Raw genomic sequence first — 14327 nt, 5'->3', positions numbered from 1 at the left:
GGCTTGTTCGGATTAAACTTGTAATTTGCCACATTAAAACGTTTATTATTATCTGGGTGTTAGCATTATTTTTGTATTAAAGCCATTCCCATTTTAAAAATTTGTAGTTAATTAGTAGACAGAAATAATGAAATGTTTAGTTATATAATGACAATTGACTATTTATTAAATAAATGTAAAAATTAGGGCTGTATTTATAATTTTAAGCTTTGGTTAAGTTAGGAGCGTATGAAGAAAGTGCCTGTTAAAAAGAATTTGCATAATCATAGAAAACATAATCAATATAAATTCAAAAAAATATTTTGGTTGTTTCTATTATTGTTATTGATTTTAGGGGTAGGTGTTGCTGGAATTGCCTATCGTAATATTTATAGGGCAACCACTATTGTTTACAAAAAAGCGAATGCTCATAAAGAACGAAACGCTGGCAAGTTAATTGATAATAAACGCCCTATTTCTATTTTACTTTTAGGAACTGATACAGGCGCTCTTGGTCGCACGTATAAGGGGAGAACTGATACGATGATTATTATGTCAATTAATCCTCAAAAACAGAAAACTGTTATGATGAGTTTGCCACGCGACATGAAAGTTAATTTATCTGGGTATTCGGAGTATTCTCCCGCTAAAATTAATGCTGCTTACACTTATGGTGGTACTAAAGAATCTATCGATACGGTTCAGAAATATTTAAAAGTCCCGATTGATTACTATGTTTTAGTTAATATGGGAGGGCTAAAAAAAGCTATCAACCAAGTTGGCGGAGTTACTGTAGTTTCACCACTTACTTTTACATATTTAGGAGACCATTTTGTTAAGGGAAAGAAGTATCATTTATACGGGAATGATGCATTAAAGTTTTCCCGTATGCGGTACAGTGATCCCCAAGGTGATTATGGACGACAATTACGTCAACGGTTGATTTTAACAGGCCTATTAAAAAAATCGTTTTCGTATAGGACTTTCCTGTCTAGCAGTTTTTTAAAAACAATTTCTAACCAAGCTCAAACTGATTTGAATCGTTCTCAAATGTTTGGTTTATCAATAAACTATCGTAAAGCTGGTAACCATGTTGTTTCTGATCATGTTCAAGGAGTAGGTAAGGAAATTGGTGGCCAAGATTTTGAAGTGGTTTCAAAATCTGAATTGATAAAATCATCAAATATTATTCGAAATAATTTAGGATTGACGCGTTATTAATTCTATATATAAATTTTTTGGAGGACAGCATGGAAAATTATTTGGACCTTCGCCAAATATTAGGGATTATTCGTAAACATATTATCTTTATCATAATTAGTTTTATCCTTTGTTTAATTATTGCTGTTGGTTTAGAGAAGTTTGTTATTACACCCCAGTTTACTTCGACTGCTCAAATTTTGGTTAATCAAAAAAAAGATACTTCAGTTCCAGGGGCAGCTTTTCAGGATCAGCAAGCTGATGTTCAAATGATCAGTACTTATAAGGATATCATTACAAACCAATTGGTTTTGAAAACAGCTAGTGAGCGATTAGCTAATCCTGTCAAAGTAATTCGTTCAGCACGAAAGGCTCGATACCATGTTTCAGCAAATGGTCATCGTCACTTAATTAAAGCATCACGGCCAGCTGTTGTTAAATCAACAGGGACTCCTTATGATGTGAGCGTTAAACAATTACAGGGAGCTATTTCTGTTACTAATCAACAAAACTCACAGGTCTTTACTTTAAACGTGGAGAGTGATGATCCACAAAAGTCAGCCGCAATCGCTAATACAGTTGCGAAGGTTTTCAAGCAAAAGATTCGTCGAATTATGAGTATTAATAATGTCACAATTGTCTCTGAAGCGACGCCTGTAAAACAGAAGTCGTTTCCCAAGACTTCAATAATTCTTCTAGCTGGGGCAGTAGTTGGTTTGCTGGTTGGTCTTGGCTATGCGTTCATTAGAGAATTAACAGATACAACAATTAAAGATGATGAATTTTTAACCAATGAGTTAAGATTGACTAATCTAGGTCACATAGCAGAAATTCGTAAAATACGCGGTTCACGTTTTGCTGATGAACGACATGGCGAGCATCTCAAATCAAAGCATCGTAGAGTTTAAATTTTAATTATGTAGGAGAAAATTATGAATATTTTTCGTCGTAAACAGAAAAAAATTTCCACTGATACTTTAAGAAACGGTGTGAAGTTAATTACTGATGTTGATCCTAAAGATATTGTTTCTGAACAATTTCGTACAGTTAGGACAAATATTAATTTTTCAGCAGTTAATCAAAAATTAAAAACAATTATTTTTACTTCTTCGGCAGTTAGCGAGGGAAAATCAACTGTTTCCGCTAACTTGGCGGTCATTTGGGCTCAGCAAGGGCAGAAGGTTCTATTTATTGATTCAGACTTGCGACGTCCAACTTTACATACGACATTTGGTTTATTAAATACCAATGGCCTATCCACGGCTTTATCCACTGATATAGATTTCAATTCAGTAGTGCAAAAAACGGAGATTGATAATTTATCTGTGATCACTAGTGGTCCCATTCCACCTAATCCATCAGACCTGTTGGCGTCTAATCGGATGAAAGAATTAATTTCTTATTTTAAGAAAATCTATGATGTGATTATTTTAGATGTTCCGCCACTACTATCAGTTACTGATACGCAAATTATTGCAGCTCAGGCTGATGGGGTAGTGCTGGTAGTGCGCCAAGGATTAGCACAAAAATTGGCTATAAAGCGCTCAATTGAGCTCTTAAAAATGGTTAAAGCCAATCTATTAGGTTATGTATTAAATGACGTTGCACCTAAGAATGGTTATGGGTATGGTTATGGGTATGGCTATGGGTACGGCTATGGGTACGGTTATGGATATGATAACAAGAGTAAATAGTTACCAAGGGATATGATTATAAAATGATTGATTTGCATTGTCACTTGCTCCCAGGGGTGGATGACGGGTCTAAAAGTATGGATATTTCTTTGAAATTAGCTAATGATGCAGTAAGAGATGGCATCGATTATGCATTACTAACACCTCACCATATGAATGGTGTTTATCTTAATCACAAAAAAGCAGTTATTCAGCAAACACAAGATTTTCAAGTGGAGCTTGATAGACACAAAATTCCACTCAAAGTTTTCCCTGGGCAGGAAGTTAGAATAAATGGCGATTTATTAACCGCTCTTGATCAAGATGATATTTTATTTGCTGATGAGGGGGGACGATACCTAATGTTAGAATTTCCGGATGATGATGTCCCAAGTTATACCAGTAATATGATCTATGAACTTATGCAACGAGGAATTATACCAATCATTGTTCATCCAGAACGTAATACCAAAATTATGAAACAACCAGACATTTTGTATGATTTGTTAAATAAGGGTTGCCTTTCTCAAATAACAGCTGGCAGTTATGTTGGAACTTTTGGCCACAAAGTTCAGAAATTTAGTAAACAATTAATTCAGACTGGACAGGCAAATATTTTTGCTTCAGATGCTCATGATTTACCTAATCGTAAATATGAAATGAATAATGCTTTTAAAAAACTTACGCATGAATATGGAGTTCCATATACAAAAAGATTTAAGAATAATGCGAAAAATATTATTAATGGAGATGAAGTTGCGATTAATAATATTAATAAATTGAAGGGACAGTTTTTTTGGCGATATTTTAAATAATAATTTACAGGGGTGAAAAACAGCTTTGCAAAGTACTCATGATAAAAATAATATATATTTCAAAGATTTTTATAAGGAAAATATTGGGCCTAAAGTGGATTCATTATATTTGCCTATTAAAAGAATACTTGATATATTGTTTTCTTTAATGCTAATAATTTTAACCTTTCCCATAGTTATGGTGACTGTAGTGGCAGTGAAATGTGAATCACATGGTCCAATTTTTTATAAACAAGTTCGTGTAGGACTAATGGGAAGAAAAATAGTAATTACTAAATTTCGATCTATGTATATGGATGCAGAAAAGAATGGGGCGCAATGGGCTCAAAAAAATGATCCTAGAGTAACTAGGGTTGGAAAAATTATTAGAAGAACAAGGATTGATGAATTGCCACAACTTTTCAGTGTTTTAAAGGGGGACTTGAGCCTTATCGGGCCACGTCCAGAAAGACCTAATTTTACTGAAGAATTTTCACATAAATATCCAGGCTTTGAAAAGCGTTTAAGAATTAAGCCAGGATTAAGTGGATATGCTCAAATTAACGGGGGATATGATATTGATCCTGGCCAAAAGGCTAAATTAGATTGTTATTATATTAATCATTTGAGTTTTTGGATTGATGTGAAAATATTTATAAGTACGATAAAAATTATTTTTTCAGGAGAAGGCGCTCGATAGCATGGTAAGTATTAAAAATAGTCGTATATTAATAACTGGCGGTGCAGGATTTATTGGATCTAATTTAGCAGATCATTTGATAGAAAATAACGAGATTGTTGTTGTTGATGATCTTTCAATGGGAAAAATTGAAAATCTTCCTAAATCAACACAATTGCATTTTTTTAAACACTCAATTACAGATACAAACTTTATGAGTAAATTATTAGTGAAATGGAATTTCGATTATATTTTTTTATTAGCAGCGGTGGCTAGTGTAGCAGACACAATATCTCGTCCATGTGAAACTCATAAGATAAATCAAGATGCAAATATTAATGTTATGGAAATGGTTCGTGTTAATAAACTTCCAGTTAAAAAAATTTTGTTTTCATCTTCTGCTGCCGTGTATGGAAATAATCCGGAACTTCCCAAGTGTGAATCTTCGGCAATTGATCCAATTTCTCCATATGCAATTGATAAATTTGCTAGTGAGAGGTTTGTAATCGACTATGGTAAGCTCTATCATATACCTACCGTAGCAACTCGTTTTTTTAACGTTTACGGGCCCAAACAAAATCCTAAGTCTCCATATTCTGGAGTACTTTCATTAATTAGCCATTCATTAATGAACGATAGCATATTTACTATATTTGGCGATGGAAAACAGACTAGAGATTTCACCTATATTAGTGATGTTGTTTCAGCCCTAGAACTTCTTTCTGCAAATCCCATAGCAAACCATGAAGTGTATAATGTTGCAACAGAAATTCCAACAAGCCTTAATAAAGTGCTGAAAATTTTTGAAAAAATTTCGGGTAAGAAAATCACTCTTGCTTATAAGAATGAGAGAAAAGGAGATATAAGGGATTCTTATGCTGATGTAAGCAAAATTAAACAATTAGGCTTTTCACCCAGATATTCTATAACATACGGGCTTAAAAAATATTGGGATATGCTTAATAGTAAGAGGCAAAAAGGATGATATCTTCTAATTTTTCATTGTTGATGTCTGTTTATAAAAATGATAATCCAGGATTTCTTAGAATGGCTCTAAATAGTGTGTACAATCAGTCTATTTGCCCAAAGGAAATTATTTTAGTTCAGGATGGCCCAATTCCGCTATCACTTTCTAAGGTCATTAATGATTTTGCATTTAAAAATAGAAATATTATTAGTTTAATATTTCCCGTAAATCATGGACTGGGATATGCTTTAAGAAAGGGTTCCCAATATGTTTCAACAGAATGGTTAGCTAGAATGGATGCCGATGATATTAACTTACCAAATAGGTTTGAGCTACAAATTAATTATTTGAAAAAACATCCTGAGACTGTTTTATTAGGCGGACAAATTTGTGAATTTAAAAATGATTATTGCAAAATACTTAGTCGGCGATTGGTTCCAGTTGATAGCAAACAAATTTCTGAATTTATAAAATGGCGTAACCCCTTTAATCATGTCACAGTAATGATTAAAGTAAAAGCAATCAGGGAAGCTGGAAATTATCAAAATATTGGTGGCTTTGAAGATTATGACCTTTGGAACAGAATGATAGTGAGAGGGTATGCCTTTCATAATTTACCAGATGATCTTGTTTTGGTTAGAGTGGGTGATGGAATGTATGAACGGCGTGGGGGAATCAAGTATTTTCAAAGATATATTAAATTAAAAAGTAATTCTAAAAAACTGGGAATTATAAATCGAAAGGAAAAAATTATCTCTGACACTATCATGATGTTTAACATCATAATTCCTAAAAAGATGCGGGCGTTTTTGTATAATAGGATTTTGCGTCATTGATTGTATATGGAGAAAACTGTTAATGAATAATAGAATAAAGATTGTGTATTTAATACGTTCTCTTAAGCGTTGTGGACCGGTGAATGTTTTATTTCACATTGTAGAAAACTTAAATAGGAGCATTTTTGATCCAATCATTGTTACTTTTAAACCAGAAGGACTTGATTCCATAATTTGCGATTTTCAAGATATTGACATTAAAGTTTATAGTGAAAGAAGTATGATCGATGGGATTAAAAAGATTAGAATGATTTTAAATGATGATCCCCAAAAATTAATTATTCATTCTCATGGCATACTTCCAGATATGGTTAATGTTCTTTTTAAACGTAAAAATGTGGTGAATATTTCGACAATTCATAATAATCCCTTTGAAGATTATCCGATGACATTCGGAAAATGCAAGGGGAATCTTTTAGCTAGACTTCATTGCTTTTTATTTAGAAAACTAATAGATATTTCTTGCTCAGAATCAGTGAGTATGGATTTAAAGGAAAGAACAAACCTTACTCCATTATCCATAAGAAATGGTGTTTCTTTTAACAATGCTATAACGATTAATGGTGGCTTGAAAGGGGAAAAAATTAATATCGTTTATGTTGGATCGGTATCTAAACTTAAAAATGTTGATTTTTTAATTAGATCTGTTTTGCAAATTGTTAATTATAAAGTAACTTTAAAAGTGGTAGGTGACGGTCCAGAATTTAAAGCTTTAAAGGAAAAATATAGAAAATATCCCAATATAGTATTTACTGGATTTAAAAAAAATACCGTTCCTTTTTTTCAGAAAGCAGATATCGTAGCCTCTGCGTCCCGTTCAGAAGGCTTACCCATGGCAGCTCTTGAGGCATTGTCTTTTGGCAAACCACTATTACTTTCGGATATTAGAAGCCATAAAGAAATTATTCACCAAGGATCATTTGGTGAACTATTTAAAAATAATGATACTGATAACTTTGTGAATTCCTTTGGGAATGTAATTAAGTTAGTTAATAAAGAAAAAAAAATATATAGAGAAGCTAAAATAATATTTAGTGATGAAGTGATGTCAAAAAAATATCAAGAATTATATGTTAAAGCCGTAAAAGGGAATTTGAAATAATTAAGTTTGGGGGAAAGTTTGATGATATTAGTACTGATTGCGCTGTATATCTTTCTACCAATCCCTGCCAGCTTTGCAATTTTAGCATTATCTTTTCTCATGCGAGGGAGAAAGACGTATTGGTTATTATTATGGGCGGTGCTGACGTTTAGTTTATTAGTGTTGGTCTATATTCCCTCAGTGGCGGATGATGCATATAGATATTTTCAAATACTTGGCCAACTGCGTTCAATTTCAAATTGGCAGGAATTTTCAATGCTTTCACAAAATAATGGATTAATTGGATATCAATCATCAAGTATCGGTTTCATAGCCTTAGAAATGCTGGTTTCAAAAACAGCATACTTTAATTTACTACCTTATATTAATACGGTGATTTGTCTATTTTCATTATTTTTTCCCTTTGTTGACTTAAAAGAACGATGTAAAATAAGTGGATCTACAGCTCTATTTTTGAGTTTGCCCTTGCCGCTTTTATATAATTTTTTAAATACAGCAAGCACTATGCGATGGTCTTTAGCATGTTCTTTATTTGGACTTATCGTATATGAATATTTTGAAAAAGTTCAAAATCGAAGATATGTATGGATGTTTTTAATTCCAATGATTTTTCACCCTGGTATTATTTTAGCTTCTATTTTAGCTATTTACGTAGCATGTATTAAAAAAATTTCAATTTCCAAAATACTATTTCCAATGTTGCTACTTGCTATTTATCTCAGGTTCGTTACTGATTCTAACTCGTCGTTGGGGAGTGGCAATCCAATCTTTCAAATTATGAATATGACAAACACCTATTCAAGTGATTTTATGCAGCATTCTGCTAATGGGCTTTTATTTATATTCTTAGAAAGATTGCTGACAATTCTAGTGTTAATTATGGCATTAATTGTATTCAGCCAATTATCTAGGGAATATAGATTATCACAATTTGGAAGAATGCTCTTATTTATGTCACTTGTACAATTTGCATTGATATTTACGTCAATGATTTTTAACAGATACATATTAGTGACTACTTTCTTAGCATTAATTTATGTGGCTAGATATATATCCAAAATTAGGTTAAACATAAGATATTTAATTTTCTCAATGTGTATTGTGACTATATGTATTGGCATTGTTATTTGTTATGCTAATGTTAAAAGGATGGTGTTTATATCTCCATTTTTCCAGTTGTGCATATCTAATCTGTTTCATTTCTTTACTAATATTCCAGTCTATTAAAAGGAAGTGCCAAAATGCTACTCAGTGTAATCATTCCGACCTTTAATTGTACCGAAAGAGTAGAAAAAATAGTTGAAAGTATTGCTTCTATAGCAATGTGTAAAAAGGAGATCATTATTATAGATGATGGTTCAGTGGATGCTTCTAAAAACTTTCTTAAAACAGTCGAGAAGAAAAACAAGCAAGTTAAAATCATCTTCAATAATCATAATGGGGTTGGGGCATCAAGAAATATGGGGATGCTAACTGCTCAGGGAGATTATATCACATTTATAGATGACGATGACCGAATTTATCCAGAGGCATATTCTAAAATGATAGAACAGGCGAAACTAAGACCAAGTTTAGACGTTATTTCTACATCAATTAATGTTTCTAATGATCATGATATGGTTATTTATAGTGGGAAAAACATGTTAAAAAATATGATCTTAAGCGTGCTCCAAGTTAATACAAAGAGTCTTAAGACAAGTGAATATCCCTCTGGTCCTTACGCCAAATTATTTAAAAGAAAATTTTTAATTGAAAATAAGATATTATTTCCTACAGATATATTTAATGGTGAGGACTTAATCTTCAACTGTCATGTTTTGCTACATAGTAAAAAAGTTCAATTATTAAAAAATAAGGTATATGAATATATTCAAAATAGAGATTCACTTATGCATCATTATTTCCCCAATATGAAATTGAATAATGCGTTATTTGAAAACTATATACTTGAAGTTGTAAATTTATTAGATGGTTTAGATTATAAAGAAAGAAGGTTAATTGGTGAGTATTGGAATGTTCGATTGGCAATGACTAATATATTGAGACAAGATAGTGTTAAAACTAATTATAAAGATGATTTTCTAAGTGATATTCGGACTATTAAGAAAGATTTGATGGATCCTGAATTGGGGAAGATGCTTAATTATAATTTTACGAAGGATCAAATAATATTTATTAAAATAATTATGACTTTTCCTAATAATATAATTATACCAAGTGTTAAAATTTTGAAATGTTTGAAACATTTTAAAATTAGTTTGTCTAGTTCTTCAGTACAAGTTTAATTATTTGCTCCTATACTGAAATTTGGTACCAAAATCATTAGATTTTGTGTCATAATGATAAAAATTAGAATAGGGGTTTTTATGAAATATTATTCAGATGAATTTAAAAACAATATCGTTAAGCTTTATCAAAATGAAAATCGTTCAAAGAAATCCTTAGCCAGTGAATATGGGGCTCATCCAACCATCATCAGTCATTGGATCAAGCGGGCCAAATTAGTTGAACTACCTGACGGTGGCGTAACGAGTGTTGAAGCCTTCAAGCAACTACAGAAAGAAAACCAGCAGTTAAAGGAAGAAAATGAAATTTTAAAAGCAGCGGCGGTGTTACTAGGAAGGCATTAGGCAAAGTTAAAGCCATAGACTTTATCAACGAACAATTATGTAAACACCGCCTCTGGATAATCTTGAAAGCCTTAGGGCTTTCTAAAAGTACGTATTATCATTGGAAATACTATCAGATAAGTCGTCATGATAAACAAGATACGATTTTAAAAAGCCAGATCTTTGAAATTTGGAAAAATAATTATAAAGCCTATGGGTACTCTCGGATCACAATTGCCATGAGAAGACTTGGTGTAGTCATTGGCCCAATCGTGTCTACCGATTAATGCAGGAGTTAGGCATTCGATCACTAATGGGGCGGCGTTTTAAGAAGCCAGGCACTCATGTAGATTATTCTCAACGGCCTAACTTGATTAAGAACCATCCAATTGGAACTATTTGGCGTGCTGACATAACCTACCTAGAACTAAGACCAGGCACTTGGGTTTATCTAAGTACCATCTTTGACTAAGCTAGTAAGCAAATCATCGCTTTCAACATTGGCAAGGAGATGGCATCGAAACTGATTATTAAGACATTGTTGCAAGCCTTGAGCAGGGCTTCTAAGCCAACCTTTTTGCACTCTGATATGGGTTCACAATACACCAGTATTGCTTATGAAGGACTGTTAAAGCGACACCTGATTAGGCATTCATATTCCAAACAAGGTTATCCATATGATAACGGTCCGCTCGAAGCTTTCCATTCGCTACTTAAACGAGAATTTATTTTCCAAATACGTTTTACTAGTTTTGAGGACTTAGTCCTCAGAGTTGAAAATTACATTAACTGGTATAACACCGAAAGAATTAGGATAAACGGCTAATTCTTTTAGTACCAAAACTTGACGTAGGCGCAATTTGATTTTAAGGTCAAAGCATTAACAATGGCACGTTTATAAGGAGCATATTGCGAATGATTTAATTTAATGGCAGGCAATTTTGTCATGAGGCGAATTTGAGAAAATTGATAACAATTATTGAATTGGTTGATAAAAATTCCCTATAAACTTGTAGTATTTGGACAAGGTAGTAATCTAAGCCAATGATCGCTGATAAAGCTTATGGAACAATTGCGTTACGTCAATATATTGAAGCCAAAAGTGGCCAATATACAATTTCGCCGAAAAGTAATGCCCAGCAGCCATGACCGTGTGACTATTATGTTTATTTCGAACGCCATTTGATCGAAAATTATTTTAACCAGCTCAAGAATTATCGACGTATCGCCACGCGTTATGATAAATTAGCGCATGTCTTTTTGGAATCGATATACATGACCACTATTTTAACTTGGATTAAATAGTTTTCAGACAGGCCCTAGTATTATTGGCAAATGTCTACAATAATAAGTTAAATTATGTTTTATAAACAGGGGAAAGTGTTTTGGATTATTAACATGAATAAATACGTCAGCTAATTAAAGTATTTAAATTGGAAAACAGCATGATTGATGATGCTGTTTTCAGTTAAAAAAATATATATAATAGATAGTAGAGGTTATAATAATGCATATATTCATTAATGGTTATTGGGAAACTAATTTAGGGGACGATCTATTTTTATACATAATTTCTAAAAAGTTCCCGAAGGTGCAATTCGATATATATACTACAAGGAAAAATTTTTCTGTCTTTAAGGGAATTAGTAATGTTAACTTAATAAATAAACGGGATTCTTTGATTGACCGTGTAATTAATAAGGTCAGTGTCAAAGTTAATTATCCCTTAAAAGGATCAGAATATGACAAGTTAATCCAGATTGCCAAAGGATACCCTGTATATTTAGAATTAGGTGGCTCTATTTTTATGTTACCATCTAATGGTTCTTTAAATGTGGATTATTTAGTCAGAATGATAATTGCGAAACGTGTGAAACATTATCTAGTCATTGGGAGCAACTTTGGCCCGTATTCTTCTCACAAACAACTAATAAAGTACCAGCATTTTTTTAAGTCCATTGAATCAATATCATTTAGAGATGAATACTCATATAACTTATTTAAGAATTGTGGGGATGTAAACTATTTTCCTGATATTGTGTTTAACCTCCCTGTCCAAAATAATTATAAAGCGGGTTATGTGCTGTTTTCTGTTATTAATACAAAAAGGTTTGGCTCTTATGTTGATAAAATGTATACCCAATTTGTTTGTAACCAAGTGAAGAAGGAAATAAGCAGAGGCAATGAAGTTGTATTAATGTCATTTTGTAATCATGAAGGTGATAAAAAGAAAGCTCGAGAAATCAAGGATAGATTGATAGGCGTTAGTAAGAATATCCGAATAGTGGAGCATAGTAATATATACAAATCTTTAAAAATTATTAGCGGATCAAAAAAAATTTTTGCTACAAGATATCATTCAATGATTCTAGGATGGGTTTTCAAAAAGCCAACATTTGTAGTTAGCTATAGTAAAAAAACGGAAAACGTAATTAAATCATTCTTTCCTCAACAAAGTTATGCTAAATTAACTAACATAAATGAAAACAAGAATATTAAATATACATTAATAGATGATAGGACATTAATTGCATTGAAAGATGAAGCCAATAAACATTTCAGCGATTTTGAGAAGGTAATTCAAACATATGAATAGGTATAAGAAGCTAATTGGGAATTCGGCAATTTTTGCAGTAGGTAATTTGGGAAGTAAATTGATGCAGTTTATTCTTATCCCTGTCTATTCGTATACTCTAACAACTTCTCAATTTGGTAAAGCAGATTTCATTACTACAATTATTGGATTGGTTTCCCCACTTATCTACTTAGATATGGTAGATGGCGTTTTTCGATTTACTTTGGATGAATCTGAAGATAAAAAAAGGGTTTTTTCAACAGGCTTATTATTTACGACTATTATTTCAATAATAGCTTTCATGACTGGATTGGCTGTGGCCCCATTTATTTCAAAATATCCTATATTGGATGCAACATTATTATTAGTTGTGACGACTTTCTTTGGATTGATATCGAATTATGTTCGAGCAATTGGGCGAGTAGGAACGTTTGCAGTTGCTGGAATAATTAATACTTTTATTATGGGAGCTTCGAACATTATATTTTTAGTGATATTTCATGGGGGGATTAGTTCATATTTAGAAGCTATGGTTCTCGGTCAAATTGCGGCAATTATATATTTTCTTATTTCTACACCCATCATTAAGCAAATCCGCCTTAAATGGTTTGATATAAAATTATTTCGAGAAATGTGTGTGTATAGTATCCCATTAATCCCTAATACCTTTGCATGGTGGCTCAACTCTGCATCAGATCGTTTTTTTATTCTTATGATTATAGGAGCAAGTGCCAATGGTATCTATGCCATGGTTAATAGGTTTCCAACGATGGTTACAACTTTGACAAGCATATTCTTTCAGTCTTGGCAAATGACAGCTATTGAGGAATATGATAGTAAAGACAGCAGGGAGTTCATATCTAATGTATTTGAATATATTATAAGTTTGATTTTTTTGTTTTCATTAGGTATGTTGTCAGTCCTGAAGCCAATGATAAGAATCCTTTTGGCTACTGATTACTATGGTGGATGGAAATTAATACCAATTATGCTTTTGGTATCAATTTATACAATCACATCCGGATTTTTAGGTGTACTATATACTGCAAGTAAAAATACCGTTGGAGTTTTCTATAGTACTTTGTTAGGTGCGATTGTCAACGTTTTATTAACTGTTTCTTTAATTAGGTGGATTGGTGTTTATGGAGCCGCTATTGCTAATGCAATTTCATTTTTTAGTGTGTTCCTGTACAGATATATTCATATAAAAAAATTAGGTAAGATACAAATGAATATAGCAAAATTTGTTCTGTTGCATATTTTGCTTGCTATAGCCGCAGCAATTAATTATGAGGTTAATAATTCGGCTTTTGTTTTTATTGTTGTACTTATCTGCATTATAATTCAAATATCCATAGATAGAAGGATTAAAGTGATTATATTAGATATAGTAAAAGTAATAAGTGGCGTTAGAGTGTAATTTAAATAAAAAAAATGCTCCTATACTGAAATTTGGCATTGCTGATAAGGTCCAATTAGTGTTAGTACCTTCACCTTGATCATCAGTGGTGTGGATATCTCCAGCATCGTTTAAATTAACAGTAGTAGAGGCATTATTAGCAATATTAGCTACATTACTGGTAAAGGACAAGTCTGGCACGCTATCGATTGATAATGATCCTGGTGTGACCCCGACACTGGTGTTGCTAGTCATATCTGCGGTTGCAACCATTCCGGATGCATCCAATAATAAGAAAGTTATAGCTACAATTGAAACAAATTTCCATTTCTTCATAAAATTTTCCTCCAAATAATAGACTAAGATAATAAGGAATTACCGCAAAGAGTTACAAAGTAACCGATTTCATTATAGTGCTTATTTAATATTAGTAATATGAAATATTCAAAAAATGTTATTTCCTATTAAAATTTATTTTGTACTTGGCAAATTACAAGTTTAATCCGAACAAGCC

Annotated in this window: 13 protein-coding genes and 2 pseudogenes; 14 read left to right on the top strand and 1 reads right to left on the bottom strand. The window is 32.3% G+C overall.

Going from position 1 to position 14327, the window contains the following annotated elements; translation table 11 throughout:
* Positions 1–228 precede the first annotated feature (228 nt).
* The 14 genes and pseudogenes from FD17_RS12250 (at position 229) to FD17_RS12185 (ending at position 13834) form a co-directional block, all read left to right on the top strand.
* Positions 229–1200, top strand: a complete 972-nt coding sequence (locus FD17_RS12250) for an LCP family protein (RefSeq protein WP_003561311.1) — start codon at positions 229–231, stop codon at positions 1198–1200.
* Positions 1201–1229: 29 nt separating this feature from the next.
* Positions 1230–2087 (top strand): YveK family protein, encoded by an 858-nt coding sequence (locus FD17_RS12245; protein WP_057826465.1) that lies wholly within the window; start codon positions 1230–1232, stop codon positions 2085–2087.
* Between the two features lie 24 nt (positions 2088–2111).
* The gene (locus tag FD17_RS12240) at positions 2112–2873 is read left to right on the top strand and encodes a CpsD/CapB family tyrosine-protein kinase (RefSeq protein WP_057826464.1); all 762 of its coding nucleotides are present in this window, start codon (positions 2112–2114) and stop codon (positions 2871–2873) included.
* A gap of 23 nt (positions 2874–2896) precedes the next feature.
* A complete protein-coding gene (locus FD17_RS12235) occupies positions 2897–3667 on the top strand; it encodes a tyrosine-protein phosphatase (protein WP_057826463.1) in 771 nt (256 codons plus the stop codon).
* Positions 3668–3692: 25 nt separating this feature from the next.
* Positions 3693–4346 (top strand): sugar transferase, encoded by a 654-nt coding sequence (locus tag FD17_RS12230; RefSeq protein WP_057826462.1) that lies wholly within the window; start codon positions 3693–3695, stop codon positions 4344–4346.
* A gap of 1 nt (position 4347) precedes the next feature.
* The gene (locus tag FD17_RS12225; protein ID WP_057826461.1) at positions 4348–5310 is read left to right on the top strand and encodes a GDP-mannose 4,6-dehydratase; all 963 of its coding nucleotides are present in this window, start codon (positions 4348–4350) and stop codon (positions 5308–5310) included.
* A complete protein-coding gene (locus tag FD17_RS12220; RefSeq protein WP_057826460.1) occupies positions 5307–6128 on the top strand; it encodes a glycosyltransferase in 822 nt (273 codons plus the stop codon). Before FD17_RS12225 ends, FD17_RS12220 begins: the two co-directional genes overlap by 4 nt.
* A 22-nt stretch (positions 6129–6150) precedes the next feature.
* Positions 6151–7230 carry a glycosyltransferase family 4 protein gene (locus FD17_RS12215; RefSeq protein WP_057826459.1) on the top strand — a complete coding sequence of 360 codons (1080 nt, stop codon included), beginning with the start codon at positions 6151–6153 and terminating at the stop codon, positions 7228–7230.
* 21 nt (positions 7231–7251) lie between these two features.
* The gene (locus FD17_RS12210; protein WP_057826458.1) at positions 7252–8457 is read left to right on the top strand and encodes an EpsG family protein; all 1206 of its coding nucleotides are present in this window, start codon (positions 7252–7254) and stop codon (positions 8455–8457) included.
* Positions 8458–8471: 14 nt separating this feature from the next.
* Positions 8472–9515, top strand: coding sequence for a glycosyltransferase family 2 protein (locus tag FD17_RS12205; RefSeq protein WP_057826457.1), 1044 nt, complete (start codon positions 8472–8474; stop codon positions 9513–9515).
* Between the two features lie 81 nt (positions 9516–9596).
* Positions 9597–10665: pseudogene (locus tag FD17_RS13135) on the top strand (IS3 family transposase).
* A 218-nt stretch (positions 10666–10883) separates the two neighbouring features.
* Positions 10884–11144 (top strand): annotated as a pseudogene (locus tag FD17_RS13495) (transposase); the annotation flags it as partial.
* A gap of 202 nt (positions 11145–11346) precedes the next feature.
* Positions 11347–12435 carry a polysaccharide pyruvyl transferase family protein gene (locus FD17_RS12190; RefSeq protein WP_057826455.1) on the top strand — a complete coding sequence of 363 codons (1089 nt, stop codon included), beginning with the start codon at positions 11347–11349 and terminating at the stop codon, positions 12433–12435.
* On the top strand, positions 12428–13834 hold the full coding sequence (locus FD17_RS12185; RefSeq protein WP_057826454.1) for a lipopolysaccharide biosynthesis protein: 1407 nt from the start codon (positions 12428–12430) through the stop codon (positions 13832–13834). The genes FD17_RS12190 and FD17_RS12185 overlap by 8 nt, the downstream gene beginning before the upstream one ends.
* Here the strand turns inward: FD17_RS12185 and FD17_RS12180 are convergent.
* Complete coding sequence (locus FD17_RS12180) at positions 13796–14149, bottom strand: hypothetical protein (protein ID WP_057826453.1); 354 nt, start codon at positions 14147–14149, stop codon at positions 13796–13798. The two genes, FD17_RS12185 and FD17_RS12180, sit on opposite strands and share 39 nt — an antisense overlap.
* Between the last annotated feature and the right edge of the window lie 178 nt (positions 14150–14327).

The organism is Lentilactobacillus sunkii DSM 19904, from assembly GCF_001435575.1.
GTDB lineage: Bacteria > Bacillota > Bacilli > Lactobacillales > Lactobacillaceae > Lentilactobacillus > Lentilactobacillus sunkii.
The sequence above is the reverse complement of the archived record's forward strand: the minus strand, read 5'-3'. Positions and strand labels throughout refer to the sequence as shown.

Coding starts and splice junctions, on each gene's coding strand:
- FD17_RS12250 (WP_003561311.1), top strand. CDS start 229: ATGAAGAAAGTGCCTGTTAAAAAGAATTTGCATAATCATAGAAAACAT.
- FD17_RS12245 (WP_057826465.1), top strand. CDS start 1,230: ATGGAAAATTATTTGGACCTTCGCCAAATATTAGGGATTATTCGTAAA.
- FD17_RS12240 (WP_057826464.1), top strand. CDS start 2,112: ATGAATATTTTTCGTCGTAAACAGAAAAAAATTTCCACTGATACTTTA.
- FD17_RS12235 (WP_057826463.1), top strand. CDS start 2,897: ATGATTGATTTGCATTGTCACTTGCTCCCAGGGGTGGATGACGGGTCT.
- FD17_RS12225 (WP_057826461.1), top strand. CDS start 4,348: ATGGTAAGTATTAAAAATAGTCGTATATTAATAACTGGCGGTGCAGGA.
- FD17_RS12220 (WP_057826460.1), top strand. CDS start 5,307: ATGATATCTTCTAATTTTTCATTGTTGATGTCTGTTTATAAAAATGAT.
- FD17_RS12215 (WP_057826459.1), top strand. CDS start 6,151: ATGAATAATAGAATAAAGATTGTGTATTTAATACGTTCTCTTAAGCGT.
- FD17_RS12210 (WP_057826458.1), top strand. CDS start 7,252: ATGATATTAGTACTGATTGCGCTGTATATCTTTCTACCAATCCCTGCC.
- FD17_RS12205 (WP_057826457.1), top strand. CDS start 8,472: ATGCTACTCAGTGTAATCATTCCGACCTTTAATTGTACCGAAAGAGTA.
- FD17_RS12190 (WP_057826455.1), top strand. CDS start 11,347: ATGCATATATTCATTAATGGTTATTGGGAAACTAATTTAGGGGACGAT.
- FD17_RS12185 (WP_057826454.1), top strand. CDS start 12,428: ATGAATAGGTATAAGAAGCTAATTGGGAATTCGGCAATTTTTGCAGTA.
- FD17_RS12180 (WP_057826453.1), bottom strand. CDS start 14,149: ATGAAGAAATGGAAATTTGTTTCAATTGTAGCTATAACTTTCTTATTA.